This is a genomic window from Prochlorococcus marinus str. NATL2A (genome assembly GCF_000012465.1).
GTDB lineage: Bacteria > Cyanobacteriota > Cyanobacteriia > PCC-6307 > Cyanobiaceae > Prochlorococcus_B > Prochlorococcus_B marinus_B.
The window spans coordinates 568,354-589,441 of the sequence record NC_007335.2; the positions used below are offsets into that span (position 1 = coordinate 568,354).

The window sequence follows — 21,088 nt, forward strand, 5'->3', positions numbered from 1 at the left end:
CTCTGCAAAAGTTCGACATACCTTTTGAATTTTTACATCCAGACGACAGTTGAAATTAGGTTTTAAGTCAAGGTTGAAACATTTCTATTCGAGGAAGCTTAATTCTTCTTGGATTTATGCTTTAGAACCAGAACGCTAAGAGGAGGAAGGCAAAGATCTATAGAATTTTCATAGCCATGTATGTTGTATAGATCTGTTGATTTCCCTCCCATATTACCTAGGTTTGAACCTCCATATTGACTCGCATCTGTATTGAAAATTTCTTCATAGAATCCGTCAACAGGCACACCTATTCTGTAATTGGAGTGGTTTTGAGGTGTGAAGTTTGCCACTATTACTAGCCATTCTCCATCAGTTTTTTCTCTTCTCATGAAACTGATTACTGAATTTTTATTATCATCGCAATCAATCCACTGGAATCCGTATTCGTCAAAATCATTTCTCCATAAAGCAGGTTCTCTTTTATATAAATTATTCAAATCATCTACTAATTTCTGTATTCCTTTGTGAGGTTCATAATTTAGAAGATCCCATTGCAAATCATCCCAAACATTCCATTCTTGGCGCTGCCCAAATTCCATTCCCATAAATATTGTTTTTTTACCTGGATGTGTCCACATATATGCAAGTAAGGCTCGTGTATTAGCGTACTTCTGCCAGTCATCGCCAGGCATTTTGTGTAAGAGATGACTTTTCCCGTGAACAACTTCATCGTGGCTTAAAGCAAGCATAAAGTTTTCGGTAAAGTTATAACAAATGGAGAAAGTAATGTTGTTTTGATTGAATTGTCTAAACCATGGGTCAATTTCAAAATAATCGAGCATATCGTGCATCCAACCCATGTTCCATTTTAGATTGAAACCGAGTCCATCCATGTCAGTTGGTTTGGTTACACCAGTCCATGTCGTTGATTCTTCTGCAATAGAAAGTGCACCTGGAAAATGTTGAAAAAGAACGTGATTAGCCTGTTGTAGAAATCTGACTGCTTCAAAATTTTCATTCCCTCCATCTTCATTAGGTATCCATTCACCCTCTGGACGAAGATAGTCTTTGTAAAGCATTGAGGCAACTGCATCAACACGTATGCCATCTATATGAAATTGATCAAACCAGAAAATTAGATTTGCAACTAGAAAATTACGAACTTCATTTCGACTGTAATTGAAAATTAATGTTCCCCATTCTTTATGCTCTCCAACTCTTGGATCTGAATGCTCGTATAGATGGCTGCCATCAAAATAAGCTAGTCCATGCTGATCTTTAGGGAAGTGGCCCGGGACCCAATCGAGAATGATTCCTATTCCTTCTTTATGACATGAATCAACGAAGGCACGAAACTCATCTGGTGATCCAAATCTACTTGTAGGCGCATACCAACCTGTAACTTGATACCCCCATGACCCATCAAAAGGGTGCTCTGAAATTGGCATAAGCTCGATATGAGTGAAGCCTCTTTCTTTGACATAGGGAATGACCTTATTTGCCAGTTCTTTATATGTAAGCAATCTTGAGCCAGGCTTCATATCTGCAGCTGGAACTGGAGCTCTATGCTCTCCGTTTGAGTTGATAAATGGATCGTCCGAGGAAGCATGCATCCAGCTTCCTAAATGCATTTCATAAACCGAAATTGGTTGCTCTAAAGGATCTCTATTGTCACGATTGGATATCCAAGACTGATCACTCCATTGAAATGAGTCGATTTTTGATATAACTGAGCTTTTTGCTGGTCTTACTTCATGTTGAAAACCATAAGGGTCGGCTTTCTCGTAGCAATGTCCTTTTTCAGTCCTGATTTCATATTTGTATAAATCTCCCTCACTTAGACCAGGTATGAATAGTTCCCAAATTCCTCCTAGACGTTTTTGCATTGGGTGATGGCGTCCATCCCATGAATTGAGATCACCAATAACGGAAACACTCTTTGCATGAGGCGCCCATAAGCAAAACATAACTCCTTTCTTTTTATCTATTTCTGTGAGATGAGCACCCATTTTTCGCCATATGTGATGGTGATTTCCCTCCGCGAAAAGATGTCTATCAATTTCACCCATCCACTCTTTTCGGAAACTCCAAGGATCATGTTGAACATGTTCAATTCCTCCTCTATTTACTTTTATTTGATAGTCAGTACCTGGATCTTTTTCTAAAACCCCCTCAAATATCCATTCATGATTGGGATTTTGTAGCTTAATTTTAGTTTGTTGTGTTACCAGTTCAACTTGACTTGCCTCAGGCATCCATATTCGAATGATCCATTTATCTTTAAATGGTTGAGGGCCAAGAATTGAAAATGGACTTTCATGTCTGCATTCAGAAAGTCTTTGTCCGTCGTCTTTCAAAGAATCTAATAGAATAGAGACGGTCATGATTTATAGCTTAAATAGCTAGTAAGCTTAATCCTCTACAAGTAAATATTGAACCCCTAAGAGGAAATAAGTGATTCAAATTTAAGTTTTGAATTTAAAAGTAAGAGTGAAATTGTTGTCACTAGGCAGTTAGGGCTAGGTCCTTCGCACAAATATTTACTCTTACCAGGATTTATTCCAATTGCTGGCCATCCAGATCCTGAAATTGAAATTCTTAAACGATCCCCTTTTTTAAATGTGGCGAGAATAGGTTGAAGTCTGATTTCTCTAGCACTTGTTATACCTTTATCACAATCAGCAATTCTGAGTACACCCGTCGAAAGTTGAGTAACAGTATTCTCTACTGCTTTAGGAATTATTGATAATGCAACAAATAGATCAAAACATTCCCTGTCACAGTTAGTTTCTAAAAAAAGAGTTGGAATGCCCTCCAGCCTAAGATCTTTCAAAATAGGGTCTGATGTAAATACTGCGACATCAGGTCGAATATCAAGCTGATATCTGTTTGCTTCACCAGCGGTATCACTCAGATGTCCTCCGATGGAAGGTATGGGTCTCCATGGGTCGTGAACTAAATTCACCTCACTATCTGCTTCTAAATCAGAATTCGGGGCTAGGAATCCTTCAAGATGATTTATTGAGGCTAAACCTTCGCTTCGAAGACTCCAAGTGGGAGTTTTGTTTTGAACCGAAAGCTCCCAACCCTTAGTGGTTAAGTTCCAAAGATTGATTTGAGAGAAATGACTCTCTTTGTTTTTTTCTTTTAAATGAGAATCAAAAAAATCTAACTGGGTGCGTTGTGCTCCCTCCCACCATTGAAGATGAGTAGCAGGACCAATTAGTAATTTGGGATTGCCTCCAGCCTTTTTAGCTTTCTCAAAAATATCTAAAATTCCTTTCAAATGAGGATCCCACCAACCCCCAATTAGAAGCAAGGGTTTTTTTAACCAGCTACTTAATGGCTTATGAGTTTTCCATTGAGGAGTTTTGCTTGACGAAAGATTTAGCCATTTATGTGCCATCCCTTCTGGGTCATACTTTTCAAGTAAATCATGACCGTTATATAAATATTTTTTCGATTCAAGATTTTCACGGATTTCATGCCAACCTTTCCAATTCTTCTCTCTTTGTGCTTTTTGGGCGGCTAATTGCAAACCCCATCCAATTCCCAAGTGCCACCAAAACGCTCCTCCTTCACAACTCCAATGTTCATCCTCCGAAAGGCCTGTCATTGCAGGAATAATGCAATCAGGTGGGGGAGTACCTTCCTCCGCAATGAGCTGTGTTAATCCTTGATATGAAAAACCGTATGTGCCTAGTAGACCATTGCATTCAGGCAAGGATCGGACCCAATTATGAGTTTGACTAGTGTCTGAAGCTTCTTGATTGAAACCTGAAAATTCCCCTCCAGACCCACCTTGACCACGAACATCTTGTATGACAACTAGATAGCCCTTGCTAGCCCACCAAGATGGATGGGCATAAGTAATTGTAGAAGCAATTTCTCTTCCATATGGTTGGCGCATAAGTAAGACTGGCCATGGTCCATTCCCCTGAGGCGACCAGATTCGAGATTTGAGTACTGTTCCGTCTCTAAGTTGTAAGTCTTCGTCTCTGTATCTTATTGAATTCATTATCTCTTTAAAAAGTTTCTGGGCAATAAAGACCTCTTACGTACATAGAAAGGATCTCAGCATCTCCTTCGCTTATATTTTTTTGAATTGAGATTTTTTGAATAGATTTTTGTGAACCGGCTGAAATGTTTTCTTTATTTAGTTTTCTAAAGCTTTCACAAATAGACTTCGCTTCATCAGGATTCCTTTTTACACCTTCAAGAAGTCTTGATTGAGCGATTACACCTTGATTGATTCCAAATGATGCAAATATTAAAGTGATTAGTAAACCATTCATTTCAATTAGTTTACCAAGTTTCTATTGGATTAATTATATTCTATTACCTAATGGCACTTGGGTACATTAAATAAATTTTTTTTTGCTTTCTCTATTAAAAAATGAGCTTTTTTTAGATCTATTATTGGAATTCTTCCTGTTCGTAGAGTTCTTTCAAAGCGCCCAGTCTTTTGAACTAGCTCTTGAGGCGTAAGTCGTGAAATGGCCTTATTAGAAATTAACCCTGAGTGCATCAATAAGGCAGCTTCGCTAAGTTGAATATCTAAAGTACATATAAAATATGCTATGCATTTAAGTCTTTTTAGATTGCGAACACTTCCCAAGCTTCCATAGATTAGATTATTTATTTCTTCATCACTAATAGATAATAAAGAATCCCATGTTTTTATATTATTTGATATGAGTATTTTTTCTTCTTGATAAAAGCTTTTAGGAAGATCTTTCAAAAATGACTTATTACTCATCAGTCTCTAATAAGGAAATTTCTTCAATATCAGCATCATTTGAGAAATTTTCACTTGCAGAATAATTCCTGTCTGGTAATTCTATTATCTTTGATTCTTTTAAATCATTTATTAATTCACCTAGAATAATTGGTTTACTTGTTCCATCACCAGCGGATTCTATTTTTCTGAGCCTGACTTTGACCTGAGCGCCATTTCTTCCTCCCCCTTTCAAATTTCCGGCTATTTGTAACAATGTTGGTTTTATTGCTTCTTTAGGGAAATCATTAGATGCTTGTGCAACAACTAAATCAAATCCATTGTCGTAAACAATAGGAGCATATTTGTAGCCCTCAACATTAAAGGGAGGAGTATAGCTTTGCTCAAAGGCCCAGCAACTAGCAGATAATAAAAGTGTGAAAATTGTTGTCCCAGTTAGTCGGAATTTAATTCCCCAGTTAAATAAATAAGCCAAAATAGTCAATACGCCCAGTCCTGCCCCCACCCAGGCTAGCCATTTTGTAACATCTTGGATAACTTCAATCATAGACATAGGCTGGTTTCTCCTGAATTGATTCTTTATAGTTTGTTAGCTCCCCCAAGTTTGAGAATAATGTTTCATGGGAGATGAGTGGAGCTCTAAAAGATTAAAGCGTTGGGGACTTGCTGGAACCTTTGCTGCGTTGGGTGGTGTTTTGATTTGGAGTGGCGCAGATCTACTAGTAGATAGAACTATAAGCCGTTTTTCTCCACAAATAGAAAAAACATTATCTAATTCATTAGGTCATCCTTTAAAAATAGGTTCATACAGGGGGCTCAGACCATGGGGAGTTGAGTTAGGGCCAACAAGGCTCCTTCCAGGGATTAAAGATTCTTCTTCAGTTAATATTTCAAATTTAACAATTAAATTTGCTCCTTTTGCGAGTTTATTGAATTGGAAACCAGTAGCAATATTTAATCCAAAAGGAACAGAAATTATATTAAACAAAAATGATACTGGTTCATTTTGGGTTGTTCCCCAGAAAGATAATCCTAAACAAATCAATCTTCAACTAAAATTTAATTTAAAAGAACCAACCAAAATTGTATTTAATGCTGGGGATACGACATTATTAGCAAAAGGTAATCTATCTCTAAATCTTGGTGAGAAAAAAATTTTTGGTGCGATTAATCTAGAGTCCAAAGAACAAGGAAGCCTCTATCTTTCAGGAAAGGGTTATTGGGATGGAATCGAATTTCAAACTAAAGTAAAAATCAATAAACTTAGTCTTTCTATCTTTGAGAGAATTTTAGGAAATAATTCTAATTTTATTGCAAGAGGAAATATAAATGGAAGTCTAAAATTGGGAGTTAAGAAAGGCTTGATAAGGTGTAATGGTGGTTTATTGCTTAATAACTTAACTCTGATGGGAGGGCCTCTAAGTGATACATTGTCTACAAATAATTCAAAAATAGAATGTGATAAAAATAAGCTTAAGTTAATTGATTCTAATTGGAATTATGGATATTGGGATATATCTAATTCATCTGAAATACCATTCTATAAAAAAGATAAAACTTATATAAATTCTGAAACTACTATTAAAATTAAAGATTTTGATCATAAACCACTTTCTTTAAAATTAAAATTACCAATCTCAGTAGTTGACAGACAATTTATTCCTGGGGAACTTAATGCTAATTTTAATTTAGAATCTTTTCCTTTAGGTGCTTTAAATCCAATACTAAATGCATCATTATCAGGGAAATTAAATACAAAAGGTGATTTTCAGGGTCCTTTATCTTCTCTGAACTCTACTATTAACCTTTCCTTGGAAAATCCACAAGTTAATGGTATTCGATTAAGGGAAAAATGGAGAGGTTCTTTTACTCGAATTCCAAGTGAAAAGAAGTGGGGGAGTTTGAGAATGAAATCAGAAGGTGCTTCTATCCCAGCTAATCTTCAAATTAACTTTAATAAGGATGGTGATTTTAATGATTTAAATCTAAATAGATTAGGAGGTGAAATAAGTCTAAATCCTAAATCAAATGCTTTTGAATGGGAGGCTAATAAATTCAAATTAGATCGTGTAGAAGTGGCATTCCCGCCAGAGAAAAGTTTTAAACGAATCTTTGGGGAAGTTACAGGTAACGGATTATTTTCTCTTGACCCATTATTTCTTAATGGTGATTTGAGTTTAGATTATTTTAGATTGTTAGGTTTCAAATTAAAAAATGCAAGTATTAAAGGTCAAATTAAAAATTCAGAAACTAATTTAACAGGTGAATTAATACCATCTGAAAATGGAAAGATTAAATTTGATATTAATAATGGCTCCGAATTTTCTTTGTTAGCTCAAGTGAAGGATGTAAGCGCTAGTTGGATTACTGCTACAGCTTTAGAGTTTCCTAAATTAGGATTGAAATATTCAGATGCAATTGGGAAGGCTGAAGATTTAGAAAAATTTATAATTGGTTATCCAATTAGTTCTATAGATTCTCAGTTCGAAGCTTTAACTAGGTCTCAAGATTCATATAGAGAAGAGATTTCTAAGGTAAATAGTGAGAGCATTATTAATCCTTATGATCTAAAGGGGGATATTAATGCTGATATTAAATTAAGTGGTCCAAACCTATCTGATTTAAATTTAGAAGCAAAAGCTTTTGGTAAGGTTTGGACAAATAAATTAAAGATTATAAATTCTAATAAAATCAGACCCTTTAAGGTAACTTTTAATGGGAACCTAGCTTCAGGTCTGGGAGATTTTTCTTTACTTAATTTAAATTTTTCATTATTATCTCTAGTTGCGCCAATACCTTCAGCGGTTGATGGGTATTTTGGTTTAAAAGGTAAATATAGTTTAGCTAATTCAACTCCACAAGTTACAGCAGATTTAATTATTAAAGATACAGTAATTTATAACAGAAAGATTATTTTAGATAATGGAAATATTATATTTAAAGACAATAATCTCGAATTTGATATCACTCTAAGGGATAAATCTTCGGCAAATCCTGTTAAGTTAGGTGGAACCTACCCATTAATTAGTTCTTATCCTATTGATCTAAAGATCGAAAGTCATGGAGATGGGTTAGCGTTCTTGACTGGGCTAACGAAAGGGAATGTCTCTTGGACCTCAGGGACAGCTGATCTAAGCTTGTTGATTAGAGGAACCCCTGCGAAACCGGTTGCTAATGGTTTTTTGGTTTTAAAAAACAGTGAGCTACTTTTTCAAGATAAAGAAATTAATAATTTGAATAGCACAATAGTTTTTGATTTTAATCGAATTGAAATCCGTGATCTAAAAGCAAATATGGGGGCTAACGGCATTATTAGCAGTCAAGGTGGAATTTCGTTGTTTGATTCTCAATTAAGTGAAAGCGAGCCATTGGCTCTTTCGATAGAAAAAACACGTATTAAGACGGCATTTACTGACATCAGAGCTTCGTCTAGCCTTGTTGTTAAGGGATCTATTTTGAAACCTCAATTATCAGGTGAAGTCTTTATCTCAGAAGGTTCGATTTTTGCTAAAAGGGCTAAAAATCCAAGTAAGACTTCATCTGAAAAATCGGATCGTTATCAAGATTCTAAGGTCAGAATAATTCGTAGATTACCAGAACAAAACTGGAACCAGAAAGAACCTCTGGTTTTATTTATTCAAGATGAAGATGCACCTGCAAGTCGAATAGTTAGTGCTGGTTTGCCTAATGGATTTGAATCACTAACCTTTGATAATTTAAAGCTCGCACTTGGCCCTTCATTGCGATTAGTTTCTCAACCCTTGGCAAGCTTTGAAACAAATGGATTCCTTATCTTGAATGGCGCTTTTGACGAGACCCTTGATGTTAGTGGAGTTATTAAACTTGATAGTGGCTACGTTAATCTCTTTACGACTACTTTTAATCTAGATCAAAGTGAACCAAATGTAGCCGTATTTGTACCATCTATGGGCTTGGTTCCATATATTGATGTGACTCTGAATAGCCGCGTTCCAGATAATGTTAGAGACGTAAGTAATTTTTCCTCTAATGGCATGGCATCATTTGGTATTGGAGGATCTCGTTTCGTAAATGTTGAAGTGGCGGCTTCTGGACCTGCAGATCGCATTAGTGAAAATTTTCAATTGAGAAGTACTCCATCTTTGGGAAGAAGTGAGTTGATAGGACTTTTAGGAGGTAATTCTCTTGCAAATCTAATAAGTAGTGGAGGCAATGGTGATGTACTTGCGAGCTTTTTGAATAGATCTTTTGCTTCGTATCTTCAAGGCAATATCAATGGTTTTTTGAGTGATAGGCTTCAAATATCATTGTATCCGGCATATATAAATGGATCAGATTCAGAGGATGATACTAGTGATAGTAGTTCTTCAAGTGCTGACCAGGAAGATACTAATCTACCTGGTCAACAGGCATGGGTGACCGAAATAGGAGTTGATCTTAACGATAAAATTAATTTCTCAGTTCAGGCTGCTCCTAACCGAAAAGATATTCCACCGAAAGGAAATATTACTTTTCAAATGAATCCCAACGTAGGTCTACTAGGCTCGTTTGATAAGAATGGGAATTGGCAAAGTCAACTCCAACTCTATTTTAGATATTAAATAATGAATAGTTAAAAAAAATGATCTACTTAAAAAATGCTCAGTTAGATAGATTTTTATCTTCTTTTATTGCTTGATTAGCCATTAAAGGAATATTTTAAAGATAGTAAAAATTATCTTTGATTAAATAGTTGATCTAAATCAAATGAGTACAAACTTTTCAGTTCCTGAGCCTACCCCCCAGCTAGTAAAAGTAGCCGAGAGTGCAAAAGAGGCTTCTATTTCGCTTGGTCAATCCACAAACAAACAACGGTGTGAGGCTTTGACTGAAATGGCAAATGCTTTGAATGATAATGCTGATGAAATATTAAAAGCAAATGTTCAAGACCTTGAAAGGTCAGAAAAAGAAGGGTTGAATAAGTCACTTCTATCAAGACTTCAGTTAACAAAAACTAAACTCAAAGGATGCATAGACGGAGTCCTCAAAGTTTCAAATCTTGCAGATCCAATAGGTAAAAGACAACTTCATAGGGAATTGAATGAAAACCTTATTCTTGAGAGAGTGACAGTTCCATTAGGAGTCTTAGGAGTGATATTTGAGTCGAGACCAGATGCATTAATACAAATAGCGTCTCTTGCTGTTCGTTCTGGTAATGGAGCGTTATTAAAAGGAGGAAGTGAGGCAAAAGACACAAATCAAGCAATAATGGATTCTCTTGATAAAGGATTAAGAAAAGCAAATGTGGGTTCTGGGGCGTTGTCTTTGCTTACCACACGTCAAGAAAGTCTAGGCTTACTACGTTTAGATAAGTTTGTAAATTTGATAATACCTAGAGGTAGCAATGAGTTGGTTCAATTTATTCAAGAAAATACTCGTATCCCTGTCTTAGGGCACGCTGATGGAATTTGCCATTTATATGTGGATAATTCTGTAGATATTGATAAGGCTATAAGCATAGCTTTAGATAGTAAGATTCAATATCCTGCTGCTTGTAACGCAATTGAGACATTATTAATTCATGAAGATATTGCCGAGATGTTTTTGAAGAAAGGCTTGCCAATTTTTTCAAGTGAAGGAGTTACTCTAAAGGGAGATACAAAGAGTCAAGCTTTAGGGGTAAAAAATAAGGCTGATGAATCAGACTGGTCTAAAGAATATCTTGATTTAATTCTTTCAATAAAAATTGTTCGTAATGTAAACGAAGCTATTGAACATATTCGTAAATATAGCTCTCGACATACAGAGGCAATAGTTACTGAAGACAAGATGGTTGCTGAAAAATTTTTAAGTTCGGTTGATAGTGCAGGTGTTTATCATAATTGCTCTACTCGTTTTGCAGATGGTTTCCGATATGGGTTTGGAGCTGAAGTTGGTATAAGCACACAGACTCTTCCACCAAGAGGACCAGTTGGATTGGAAGGCTTAGTTACCTATCGCTATTATCTCAGAGGTGATGGTGATCTCGTTAAGGACTTCGCTTCTGGAGATAGAAGTTTTTCTCATATTGATCTACCATTATGAGTCAACTTCATAATTTAAGCGCAATTCATATCAAAGATATTAATCTATGGGCTCATGTAGGTGTTTTAGAAAGTGAGCGAATACATGGTCAAAGATTTCTTCTTGACCTCAGTTTTTGGTTGGAATTGGATGAGTCATCCAAGCTTGATAAATTAGATAAATCAATAGATTATAGCGAGGCAGTTAAAGCTGTTAAAAAACTTTCATTTGAAATCAAATGCTTAACGATTGAATATTTTAGTGATCAAATTTTGAATCTTCTTGAGTCTCTATATGGTCCAGTGCCAATTCATATTCTGCTGACAAAATGCTCTCCACCAATAGATGGATTTACTGGAAGTGTTCTAATCGAAAAAAAGAGAAATTTCTTATTTCCTATTAATTAATTGTATATAAACAAAAGACCAATTTTTCTTGTTCATGGTTTGTGGAACAATCCTAAATTATTTGAAAAATTAATTAAAAAAATAAACGAAGATGATTATGAATTGTATAGACCACATTTGCCACACAAATATGGAAAGACCTCCCTTAAGCGTTTAGCTCTAGATCTTGATTCTAAGATTGAAGAACTGGTGGGTCCTGAAATCGAAATTGATATTGTTGGTTTTTCAATGGGTGGATTAATAAGCAGGTTTTGGTTACAAAATCATGATGGTTTTTTAAGAACTAAACGTTTTTTTAGTATTGGTACGCCTCATTTTGGTACTTACACAGCTCAAATGATCCCTTCATTTTTGATGCCAGGTATTGCTGAGATGAAAAGAGGAAGTCGTTTATTATCTCTATTAAATAATGACTTGACTTCCTTAGAAAAGGTCGAATGTACTAGCTTTTTTACAAAATGGGATTTGATGTCATTCCCAGGCTGGCAGGCAAAACTTTCTATTGGTGAGTCTTATCACTTACCTGTGTTGACACATAAAGAATTGATAACAAATTCTAGCTCTCTTGATATTTTGGTCAAAAAGATTTTTAAAAATAGCTAATTAAGACCACTATGTCTTATTAGTGCTTCAGTAGAGGGAAGTCTTCCTCTAAATTGTTTGAAAACCTTATTGGGTGAACGACTACCACCAAGACTAAGAATTGAATCTCGATATTTTTTACCAATCTTTCTTACTTCATCCTGATTAGCAAGGCCTGCCTCTTCAAAAGCGGCAAAGGCGTCAGAACTGAGTACCTCAGCCCATTTGTAAGAGTAGTATCCAGCAGCATAGCCACCAGCAAAAATATGACTGAAGGCACAGAGAAATTGATCTTCTGGAATAGGCTCCATTACTGTTGTATTTTTTGCGATTTCTCGTCGAAACTCATCTGGGGAAATTTCTAAATCTTCATTCCATTGACTATGGAGTTTTAGATCAGTAAGAGCAAAATGTATTTGCCTTAAAGTCGCTAGCCCAGAATTAAATGTTCTGCTTTGCCTTAATTTATTGATTTCAGATTCTGGTAATGGTTCTTTCGTCTTCCAATGTATTGCTATTTCAGAAATTGTTTGATCCTCCAAGCACCAATTTTCCATGAATTGGCTTGCTAATTCGACAGCATCCCATTCGACGTTATTAATACCGGCTGCTTGAGGGTAATTTATAGTTGTCAGCATATGTTGTAGTCCATGCCCAAATTCATGAAAGAGAGTTTCTACTTCTTCGAAACTCATAAGACTGGGTTTGTTAGCAATTGGAGGAGTTTGATTGCAGACTAAATAGGCTACTGGGAGAACAATATCATCTTTTGTTTTTTGATTTCGGCACAAACATTCATCCATCCAGGCCCCTCCTCTTTTTGTCGCAGGACGACTGAATGGATCTAGATAAAAAGATGCAATTTTTTGGCCATCTATATTTTTAACATTGAAGAAACGAACATCTTCATGCCATAAAGGAGCTGTATTAATTGCTTCTTCAATGTCAATTTCAAAAAGTCTTTTGCACAGATTGAATAGACCATCAAGAACTTGATCTAGAGGAAACCATGGCCTGAGTTTCTCTTGGTCAAGATCGTATTTCTCTTTGCGAAGAACTTCGGACCAAAAACTTATATCCCATGGAGATAGCTCAAAATCTTCGTTTTCTCCATTTCTTTTGGCACACTCACGAAGATGTATTACTTCTTTTTCGGCATGATGTATTGCTGCTATTCGTAATTCTTCTAGTAACATCTCAACAGCTTCTTCATTGTCCGCCATCTTTGTGGCTAAACTAATTTCACACCAATTTTTATATCCTAATAGTTTTGCCTGTTTGTTTCTGAGATCTAGAATTTCTTCGATTATTTTTTTATTATTAATCTTTCCATCGCTAGCTCTACTTACAAAAGCTCTGTAGACTTTCTCTCTAATACGTCTATTTTTTGCATAGGTTTGAAAAGGAATGTACCTAGGCAAATCTAACCCAACTCTCCATGGTCCAATTGCTGATGACGGGTCATTACCTTCTTCATCTTTGTCACCAGCTTCCTTTGCCGCAAGAGCCAATGTTTCAAGTGCTCTTTCAGGAAGCCCCTCGACTTCTGATTTGTTTTTTAATAAAAGGCTCCAATTCTTAGTAGCATCTAATACGTTGTTACTAAATGTCGTTGACAATTCGGCTAGTCGCTCACTACGAGAATTAAATAGTGTTTTTTCATCAGCTTCTAGACCGATCCCTTTGTTTTTCATGGTTATGAGTTCTGTCTCAAGTATTCTTATTTGTGTTTCGTCCTTTATATTTCCATGCTCTTTTAAATTTAAGAGCGCCTTAAAAATGACCTCGTTTTGAGCGAGCTGATTGCTAAATCTAACGATTGTAGGTTGCTGATTTGAATGAACTGCACGTAATTCAGTGGAATTGCATACTGCATTCAGATGACTTACAACCCCCCAACTCCACCTAAGCTTTTCACCTATTTCATAAAGCTGAGGCATTACATCATCCCAACTAAGTGAGCTTTTAGTTTGTAATTGTTTTTCGAGTTGTACTTCTAGTTTATCTAATTTTTCATTTAGTTCTTTTATAAGCTTGGGTATATTTTCAGTGATCTCGTTAGGGGTGATTTTATCGTAATCAGGAAGGCCTTCACCTTTTAATAGAGCTGTTGGCTTTATTGAAGTCATTTTTAAGATTCAAAAACTAACTGATTGGTACAAGGTTATTGGTAATTAATGATTGTGCGAGAGCATTTGTTGATACCTCATATAAATCAATAGCTATTCTTGGCCAAAAACCTATTACTAATGTAGGAACTAAGAGGCTTAAACCTATTGAAAGCTCTCTAGCATCCATTTCTTTCACTATGGATAATGCAGGGATCCTAGGGCCAAAAAATACTCTTCTACACATTGAAAGAAGGTAGATAGGAGTTAAAACCAGTCCGATAGCTGCTAAAAGAATTGTTATTGCTCTAAATAAAGAAGTGAATCCTTCTTGACTAGTGATGCCTAGAAAAACTGTGATTTCACTTATAAATCCACTCATCCCTGGTAAGGCAAGTGACGCTAAAGAACTGGCCAAGAAGAATGCGAAAGTAATTGGTAAAGCCTTTGCTAAACCGCCCATGTTAGGGATTGAAAGAGTATTGGTTCTTTCATAAAAACTTCCAGTAACAAAAAACATTGCGGCAGCAATCAGTCCATGGCTAATCATTTGGAGCATCGCTCCACTGATTCCAAGTGCATTAATTGCGCCAATTCCAACAAGAACAAAACCCATGTGACTTACAGAACTGCAAGCGATGCGCCTTTTTACATTGTCTTGTGCAAAAGCATTTAGAGCTCCATAAATAATATTTACTATCCCAATGATGATTAGAGCTGGAGCAAGTATTAAATGAGTATCAGGTAAAATTTGGACATTAAATCTTATAAGAGCGTAACCTCCCATTTTTAATAAAACACCAGCTAATAACATAGAAACCGGTGCATTTGCTTCCCCATGAGCATCGGGAAGCCAGGTATGAAGTGGAAAGATAGGAAGCTTTACTCCAAAACCAATTAAAAAACCTAAATAACAAAATATCCCAAAATTCCCGGTAAAAGATTTGGCTGCAATTTCACTTAAATTGAAGGTGAATTGATCTCCAGAAAGAGCTAAAGCAAGCCCACTAATTAATATTAAAAGGGAAGCCAGTGCGGTGTAAAGAATGAATTTTGTTGCTGCATAAAGTTTCCTTTTGCCTCCCCAAATAGCAATCAAAAGATAGACTGGAACTAGCTCAAGCTCCCAAGCTAAAAAGAATAGTAAGAAATCTTGCGATAGGAAAACTAAAGCTTGGGCTGAAGCTTGTATAAGTAATAGCGCAAAGTAAAGCCTTGTTTTTTGTTTTACTTTCCAACTTGCAGCTGCGGACAAAAAAGTGATTAGACCGCTTAGGACTACCAGCGGAGCGGATATTCCATCTACTCCCAATGACCATTCAAGTCCTATAGACGGAAGCCACTGAAGTCTTTCTACCAACTGCAAGCTTTCGCTATTTGGATCAAATAAATTGGCTAAAGCCAATACAACTATTAGAAAATCGGCTAATAAAATTACTAGGGCTATATTTCTCGGAAGATTAGAATTTTTACTTTCTTGCGTTGGGAGGAAAGGCATTATCAATGCTCCAACTATGGGAAGGAGCACAATGAGTGAGAGCCATGGAAATACCGTCTGAGAATCAATACTCATAGGCAGATTGGCATCCATAATTTGGGGCAAGTCAGCCATAAAGCTATCAGTTTTTTTTCGTTTTCATGAGTAGAACTACCCAAAGGTGTTTGAAATGCATTCGCTTCCTGTGAGCTGGAGGCTCATTAAAGGAGCACGACTTGCTACACCAGCAGCTTCCCAAGCTTTGACCATCGCGACACTGACTTCTCGGCCTTTAGTCGCTTTGCACAAGGCAAGAATGCTTGGTCCTGCTCCACTAATTGCACATCCTAAAGCTCCGGCAGCCTTTGCTGCTTCTCTTACCTCTAACCCACCTTTAATCAAACCCCATCTGTAGGGTTCATGAAGCTTGTCATGCATACCATCTGTAATTAAATCCTCATTTCCAGTCCTTAGTCCTTGAAGCAGAAGAGTAAGTGCACCTAAATTGATTACTGCATCATTGACTGGAATATTCTCCGGCATTACACGTCTCGCTTCGCTTGTGCTAAGGCGAATAGATGGAATTGCAACTACTGCTTTTATTGATTTATCCCAATCACAGCGGACCACTCGCCATCTGTCGGATGCAGTTTTAGCGGTTACGCAAAGACCTCCTATTAATGATGGAACAACATTGTCTGGATGACCCTCTATATCTATTGCCAGCTCCAATAATTTTTCCTTAGGCAAAGGATATCCAGCAAGTGCATTTGCTCCAACTAGCCCTGCCACGATGGCTGTAGCACTGCTTCCAAGTCCTCTTGCGGGAGGTACTGCCAATTTTACTCTTGCTTCAAGAGCTACAGGCTCTATACCTGCAGTTCTCCAAACTCTTTGCGCGGCTCGATAAAAAAGGTTTTCAGGGCCGCCTCTTAAATGATTGCCTTCAGTACTTTCCATTATTAATTCAAATCTTTCAGCATTACCTTCAATTCTTTTAATAGTGAACTGATTGGAAAGGTCTAATGCTGCTCCAAGGCAATCAAACCCTGGACCAATATTGGCTGTAGTAGAAGGGACTTCTACTACGACAGTTTGTCCTATTTTTGGCGGCCCCATGTTTTTATCCTTTAGCTAAGTCTCCCATTTTATTCGGCAATTAAGCGTGCTCTGCAAGCTGAGCTGAATAATGTCGCTTCTTTATCTTTAAGAACAACCAATGGAATTTCCTTTAAATAAGATTGAAAGCGACCCTTATTACTAAATGCACTAAGGAAGTTAGAAGAGTTTATTCCATCGAGGTTTTTTGCTGCTGTTCCACCTGCTATCCATAAGCCTGAAGAGCAAAGTTCTTGTAAAGCAAGGTCTCCAGCTGCAGACCCATAAGCATTTAGCCATAGTTGCAAGGCTTCAGTCATTAATTTGTCTCCGTTTTTTGCTTTTTCCCAAACAAGTGCGGGTAAATCTGTGGAATCTGATTTGTCACTATCCATATTTTTTAAAATTACCTGAAGTGGATGGCTTTCATTTATTGGATCATCCAATTTCCATCTGGCAATCATGCCAAGGCCAGTACCACTAACAATTCTTTCAATGGATATTCTTTGAATATTTAACTTCTTTTTTAGCCATTTGACTAATGCCCATTCGTTTTCTGTTCTTGGGGAAAATTCTCGATGCCCTCCTTCACTTGGAAATATAGAGATGCTTTTAGGGGTTATCAAGCCTCTGGACATTCCTAAGCCAGTACCAGCTCCGATAATTGCAATTAATTTTTGATTGTTTTTGTAATCAGAATTTAATGTCCCTTGTATTACTTCATATTGGTTTCTATTGAAAAATGGTATTCCATAGATTAAAACTGAAAAATCATTTATTAATTCAATATTATTTATTTTTGAAAGTAGAGATAACTTTTTTGATTCGATATCCCAGCCAAGATTTGTAATCTTAACCTCCTGATTTTGTATTGGCCCGGCTACACCAATAGAACCATTTTGAGGCAGTGATATATGATCTGGTAAATGTTTAATAAAATCTTCAAATAATGAGTAAAAAGATTTCCATTCTGATGAAATATAGTACTTCTCAAATAATTTTTTTGGATATTTCTCGTTTGAATAAATAGCTAATATTGTTTTAGTTCCCCCAAGGTCTCCAGCAAGTAAATTCATTAGTTATTAAAGTCGTTTTTGATTTAAGATTGATTACCTTGTATACCTTTTTTGCTAATTGATTCGTCAATTATTAATTTAAACTTGTCTATACTCATATTTCCAAGATCTTTACCTTCTCTTGTCCTTACTGAGATTTCACTATTCTCTTCTTCCTTATCTCCAATAATTATCAAGAATGGTATTCTTTGCATAGTATGTTCTCGTATTTTAAAACCGACTTTTTCATTTCTGATATCAATTTCAGCTCTGAAACCAAAGTCAACTAATTTATCTTTAGCAGTAAAACATGCTTCATTATTTCTATCAGTTATGCCCATAATCATTATTTGAATAGGTGATAACCATGTAGGAAAATTCCCTGAATAATTCTCAATTAAAATCCCAATAAATCTTTCAAAAGAACCTAAAATAGCTCTGTGAAGCATTACAGGTGTTTGTTTTCTTCCTGTAATATCTATATAACTTGCATTGAGCCTTTGAGGCATGGAGAAATCCACTTGAATTGTTCCGCATTGCCATACTCTGTTGAGACAATCTTTTAAGGAAAATTCTATTTTTGGACCATAGAAGGCACCCTCTCCAGGGAGGAGCGACCAATCTAATCCTTTTGAATCAAGTGCCTCAGATAAGGCTTTTTCTGATTTGTCCCAGATATCATCACTTCCAACCCTTTTCACTGGTCTTGTTGAGAGCTTAATAAGAATTGAATCAAAGCCAAAGGTTTTATAAACCTCAAATACCAAATCAATAAAATTTTGGACTTCTTCTTGGATTTGTTCATCGGTACAAAATATGTGTGCATCATCTTGAACAAAATTTCTTACTCTCATTAAGCCATGCAGTGCACCAGAAGGCTCATTGCGATGACAAGAACCAAATTCAGAAAGTCTAATAGGAAGATCTCGATAGCTTTTTAAACCTTGATTGAATATTTGTATGTGGCATGGACAATTCATAGGTTTTATTGCATATTCCCTGTTCTCTGAAGTTGTAGTAAACATATCTTCTTTAAATTTATCCCAATGGCCTGATTTCTCCCAAAGACTCCTATCAACTACTTGCGGAGATTTAACTTCTTGATAATCATATTTTGTAATGGTTTCCCGAATAAAATCTTCTAAAATTCTATAAATAGTCCACCCTTTAGGGTGCCAAAAAACCATACCGGGTGCTTCTTCTTGTGAGTGAAAAAGTGAATATTTTTTCCCTAACTTTCTATGATCTCTTTTCTCAGCTTCTTCAATTCTAGAGAGATATTCTTTTAACTCTTTTGAGCTTTTCCAAGCTGTTCCATATATTCTTTGTAGCATTTCATTATTAGAGTCTCCGCGCCAATAAGCTCCTGATACTTTCATTAGCTTAAATGCTCTTAGATGCCTTGTATTTGGCACATGAGGACCTCTGCACATATCAATATATTCTTGATGTTTGTATAACTTTATGATTTCATTTTTAGGGATATTTTTAACTATGTCTAGCTTGAAAATTTCACCTCTATCAGTAAAAACCTCCTTGGCTTTTTCTGGACTAACTATTTCAACACCTACACTATAATCTCTATTAACTAACTCTTTCATTCTCTTCTCAATTTTGAGAAGATCATCAGGAGTGAATGTATCTTTATAAGAAATATCATAATAAAAACCATCTTCAATTACTGGCCCTATTGCCATTTTTGCTTCGGGGTATAATTGCTTTACAGCATGTCCAAGAAGATGAGCGAATGAATGTCTAATAATTTCTAGACCTTCATCATCTTTAGATGTAATAATCTGTATATGAGAATTTTGAGTTATAGGAATACAAGTATCTATTAATTCCCCATTCACTCTCCCCGCTAACGCTGCTTTTGCTAAACCAGGCCCAATTTCTGAAGCTATTTGATCAATTGTTACAGCGGAATCATATTTTTTTTCAGTTCCATCAGGTAATGTAATTATTGGCATAATTTTCTACAAATTCGAATAAAATCCTAGAGCTTCTTTAACTCTATTTAATGTTAACTTAGAAACCTCCTCGGCAGTCAGTTTGCCTTTATTTAGTATTCTTTTTAACTCTTCTGGATCATTCATTAGTTCTTTATATTTTTCTTGAATAGGTTTAAGAACGTTAATCATTGCCTCTGTAAATTCTGGTTTGAATTTACCCCAGCCCATTTCTGCGCAATACTCAGCGGCTTTTTCTCTACCTAAGCCAGAAATTATTGAATAAATTGTTAAAAGATTATCAGCTTCGGGTCTTAAAGGATTACCGAATTCTAATCCTAATTCTGAGTCGGTTTTTGAACGTTTTATTTTTTTAGTAATTATATCTGGACTGTCTAATAAAGTAATCCTACTATTTTCATTTGGGTCGCTTTTACTCATTTTCTTTGTTCCGTCTGTCAGGCTCATGACTTTGGAACACTCTTTCAAAATTAAGGGATTTGGAACTTTAAGTATTGGATTCTCTTTCGTTCCGAATTTTGAATTAACTCGTTGAGAAGCAATATCTCTCGCAAGCTCTAGATGTTGCTTTTGATCTTCTCCAACAGGAACTAAATCAGCGTCATAGAGAAGAATATCCGCTGCCATAAGGACTGGATAATCTAATAATCCAATAGATACATTGTCGCCTTGTTTAATGGACTTTTCCTTGAACTGAATCATTCTTTCCATCCAGTTTAAAGGAGTTAAGCAATTTAATATCCAGCAAAGCTCGCTATGGGCGCTTATCTGACTTTGTATGAATATTGAGCATTTATCAGGATTCATCCCACAAGCGATATACAAAGCCGCTGTAGATAAAGAATTTTGATAAAGAGATTTTGGGTCATGCGGAGTCGTTATCGCATGAAGATCAACAACGCAGACAAATGTTTCATAATTTTCTTGTAATTCAACCCAATTTCTTATTGCTCCAAGCCAATTACCAATATGAACATCTCCTGTGGGTTGAACACCAGATAAGACTCGCTTCTGATTCACTTATCCTTGCTCGCTTGTATTTGTGGAATCATCTTCATTTGAACTTGCTTTTGTTGCTTCATCATTATCTTTTTCTGCATGATCTTGAGCAAGATTGTTTGCTTGATCAGTATCAGCTACCTCTTGTTCTTTAACTGGCTTTTCTGGTCTTGCAAAAGGGTTAGGCTTTGTGTTGGCTGAGTTGTTATTTTCACCGTTATAGTTTCCCCTGTTACCCCTGCCTCTTCTTTGTTCATTGGCGGGCGCTTGGGACCTATATTCGTTGACTAAATTTTCAAGATTTCCATCTTCAAGCATTTGGGCAAGAGTTCTTACTGCGAAACCTAAAACAGCAACAGTAGAACGAAGATTAAAGGCTTCTTGTAATGATCTAGCTGCTCGCATTTCATTATCACTTAAGCGAATACGAAAGCCTCCCTCTCTATTGTTAGGACCTCGGCCACCTCTGAAATTATTACGACCATTTTGTCTTTGGTTTTGGAAATCGCCACCACCGGACTGATTATTGGTGTAAGAGTCACCCATGAACATATTTGCCAATAGGGGCAAGTGTGACGCATAGCCGGTACTTTTGCGACATATTTGGATATCTTGATTAGCACTTTCACATCTAATGATATTGATCCCAGC

The 21,088-nt window shown here is 36.2% G+C and carries 16 protein-coding genes; 4 read left to right on the forward strand and 12 right to left on the reverse strand.

Annotated elements, in window-relative coordinates:
- Positions 1–98 precede the first annotated feature (98 nt).
- The 5 genes from glgB to PMN2A_RS03060 are packed head-to-tail and all read right to left on the reverse strand — an operon-like array spanning position 99 to position 5,267.
- Positions 99–2,366: a 1,4-alpha-glucan branching protein GlgB gene (gene glgB, locus PMN2A_RS03040; RefSeq protein ID WP_011293554.1), complete on the reverse strand. Its 2,268-nt coding sequence runs from the start codon at positions 2,364–2,366 to the stop codon at positions 99–101.
- Positions 2,367–2,422: 56 nt separating this feature from the next.
- The gene (locus PMN2A_RS03045) at positions 2,423–4,000 is read right to left on the reverse strand and encodes a CocE/NonD family hydrolase (RefSeq protein WP_011293555.1); all 1,578 of its coding nucleotides are present in this window, start codon (positions 3,998–4,000) and stop codon (positions 2,423–2,425) included.
- A 7-nt stretch (positions 4,001–4,007) separates the two neighbouring features.
- A complete protein-coding gene (locus PMN2A_RS03050) occupies positions 4,008–4,277 on the reverse strand; it encodes a hypothetical protein (RefSeq protein WP_011293556.1) in 270 nt (89 codons plus the stop codon).
- A gap of 47 nt (positions 4,278–4,324) precedes the next feature.
- Positions 4,325–4,741 (reverse strand): DUF4332 domain-containing protein, encoded by a 417-nt coding sequence (locus PMN2A_RS03055; protein ID WP_011293557.1) that lies wholly within the window; start codon positions 4,739–4,741, stop codon positions 4,325–4,327.
- Positions 4,734–5,267 carry a Ycf51 family protein gene (locus PMN2A_RS03060; RefSeq protein WP_343222740.1) on the reverse strand — a complete coding sequence of 178 codons (534 nt, stop codon included), beginning with the start codon at positions 5,265–5,267 and terminating at the stop codon, positions 4,734–4,736. The genes PMN2A_RS03055 and PMN2A_RS03060 overlap by 8 nt, the downstream gene beginning before the upstream one ends.
- A 73-nt stretch (positions 5,268–5,340) precedes the next feature.
- On the opposite strand from PMN2A_RS03060, the gene PMN2A_RS03065 reads away from it, so the two are divergent.
- The 4 genes from PMN2A_RS03065 to PMN2A_RS03080 all read left to right on the forward strand — a co-directional run bounded on the left by PMN2A_RS03065 (position 5,341) and on the right by PMN2A_RS03080 (position 11,751).
- Positions 5,341–9,300 (forward strand): translocation/assembly module TamB, encoded by a 3,960-nt coding sequence (locus tag PMN2A_RS03065; RefSeq protein WP_011293559.1) that lies wholly within the window; start codon positions 5,341–5,343, stop codon positions 9,298–9,300.
- Positions 9,301–9,445: 145 nt separating this feature from the next.
- On the forward strand, positions 9,446–10,762 hold the full coding sequence (locus PMN2A_RS03070) for a glutamate-5-semialdehyde dehydrogenase (protein ID WP_011293560.1): 1,317 nt from the start codon (positions 9,446–9,448) through the stop codon (positions 10,760–10,762).
- Positions 10,759–11,148 carry a dihydroneopterin aldolase gene (locus tag PMN2A_RS03075; RefSeq protein ID WP_011293561.1) on the forward strand — a complete coding sequence of 130 codons (390 nt, stop codon included), beginning with the start codon at positions 10,759–10,761 and terminating at the stop codon, positions 11,146–11,148. The genes PMN2A_RS03070 and PMN2A_RS03075 overlap by 4 nt, the downstream gene beginning before the upstream one ends.
- Positions 11,149–11,751, forward strand: a complete 603-nt coding sequence (locus PMN2A_RS03080) for an esterase/lipase family protein (protein ID WP_011293562.1) — start codon at positions 11,149–11,151, stop codon at positions 11,749–11,751. It abuts the gene before it with no gap.
- Here PMN2A_RS03080 and PMN2A_RS03085 read toward each other — a convergent pair.
- From PMN2A_RS03085 to PMN2A_RS03115, 7 genes are read right to left on the reverse strand one after another with little or no spacing between them, the layout of a single operon-like run.
- Entirely contained in the window at positions 11,748–13,859 is a 2,112-nt protein-coding gene (locus PMN2A_RS03085) for a M3 family metallopeptidase (protein WP_011293563.1), read from the reverse strand. The two genes, PMN2A_RS03080 and PMN2A_RS03085, sit on opposite strands and share 4 nt — an antisense overlap.
- A 16-nt stretch (positions 13,860–13,875) precedes the next feature.
- Positions 13,876–15,429, reverse strand: coding sequence for an NAD(P)H-quinone oxidoreductase subunit 4 (locus tag PMN2A_RS03090; RefSeq protein WP_041710946.1), 1,554 nt, complete (start codon positions 15,427–15,429; stop codon positions 13,876–13,878).
- Positions 15,430–15,486: 57 nt separating this feature from the next.
- Positions 15,487–16,434, reverse strand: coding sequence for a homoserine kinase (thrB, locus tag PMN2A_RS03095; protein ID WP_011293565.1), 948 nt, complete (start codon positions 16,432–16,434; stop codon positions 15,487–15,489).
- 29 nt (positions 16,435–16,463) lie between these two features.
- A complete protein-coding gene (locus PMN2A_RS03100) occupies positions 16,464–17,489 on the reverse strand; it encodes a glucokinase (RefSeq protein WP_011293566.1) in 1,026 nt (341 codons plus the stop codon).
- 23 nt (positions 17,490–17,512) lie between these two features.
- Positions 17,513–19,438: a threonine--tRNA ligase gene (thrS, locus tag PMN2A_RS03105; RefSeq protein WP_011293567.1), complete on the reverse strand. Its 1,926-nt coding sequence runs from the start codon at positions 19,436–19,438 to the stop codon at positions 17,513–17,515.
- Positions 19,439–19,444: 6 nt separating this feature from the next.
- Positions 19,445–20,458, reverse strand: coding sequence for a tryptophan--tRNA ligase (gene trpS, locus PMN2A_RS03110; protein ID WP_011293568.1), 1,014 nt, complete (start codon positions 20,456–20,458; stop codon positions 19,445–19,447).
- Positions 20,459–20,989, reverse strand: coding sequence for a hypothetical protein (locus PMN2A_RS03115; protein ID WP_011293569.1), 531 nt, complete (start codon positions 20,987–20,989; stop codon positions 20,459–20,461).
- Positions 20,990–21,088: the final 99 nt, after the last annotated feature.

Excerpts from the sequence above, each read along its gene's own strand:
- glgB (WP_011293554.1), bottom strand. The coding sequence starts at position 2,366 with ATGACCGTCTCTATTCTATTAGATTCTTTGAAAGACGACGGACAAAGA.
- PMN2A_RS03045 (WP_011293555.1), bottom strand. The coding sequence starts at position 4,000 with ATGAATTCAATAAGATACAGAGACGAAGACTTACAACTTAGAGACGGA.
- PMN2A_RS03050 (WP_011293556.1), bottom strand. The coding sequence starts at position 4,277 with ATGAATGGTTTACTAATCACTTTAATATTTGCATCATTTGGAATCAAT.
- PMN2A_RS03055 (WP_011293557.1), bottom strand. The coding sequence starts at position 4,741 with ATGAGTAATAAGTCATTTTTGAAAGATCTTCCTAAAAGCTTTTATCAA.
- PMN2A_RS03060 (WP_343222740.1), bottom strand. The coding sequence starts at position 5,267 with ATGATTGAAGTTATCCAAGATGTTACAAAATGGCTAGCCTGGGTGGGG.
- PMN2A_RS03065 (WP_011293559.1), top strand. The coding sequence starts at position 5,341 with ATGGGAGATGAGTGGAGCTCTAAAAGATTAAAGCGTTGGGGACTTGCT.
- PMN2A_RS03070 (WP_011293560.1), top strand. The coding sequence starts at position 9,446 with ATGAGTACAAACTTTTCAGTTCCTGAGCCTACCCCCCAGCTAGTAAAA.
- PMN2A_RS03075 (WP_011293561.1), top strand. The coding sequence starts at position 10,759 with ATGAGTCAACTTCATAATTTAAGCGCAATTCATATCAAAGATATTAAT.
- PMN2A_RS03085 (WP_011293563.1), bottom strand. The coding sequence starts at position 13,859 with ATGACTTCAATAAAGCCAACAGCTCTATTAAAAGGTGAAGGCCTTCCT.
- PMN2A_RS03090 (WP_041710946.1), bottom strand. The coding sequence starts at position 15,429 with ATGGATGCCAATCTGCCTATGAGTATTGATTCTCAGACGGTATTTCCA.
- thrB (WP_011293565.1), bottom strand. The coding sequence starts at position 16,434 with ATGGGGCCGCCAAAAATAGGACAAACTGTCGTAGTAGAAGTCCCTTCT.
- PMN2A_RS03100 (WP_011293566.1), bottom strand. The coding sequence starts at position 17,489 with ATGAATTTACTTGCTGGAGACCTTGGGGGAACTAAAACAATATTAGCT.
- thrS (WP_011293567.1), bottom strand. The coding sequence starts at position 19,438 with ATGCCAATAATTACATTACCTGATGGAACTGAAAAAAAATATGATTCC.
- PMN2A_RS03115 (WP_011293569.1), bottom strand. The coding sequence starts at position 20,989 with ATGTTCATGGGTGACTCTTACACCAATAATCAGTCCGGTGGTGGCGAT.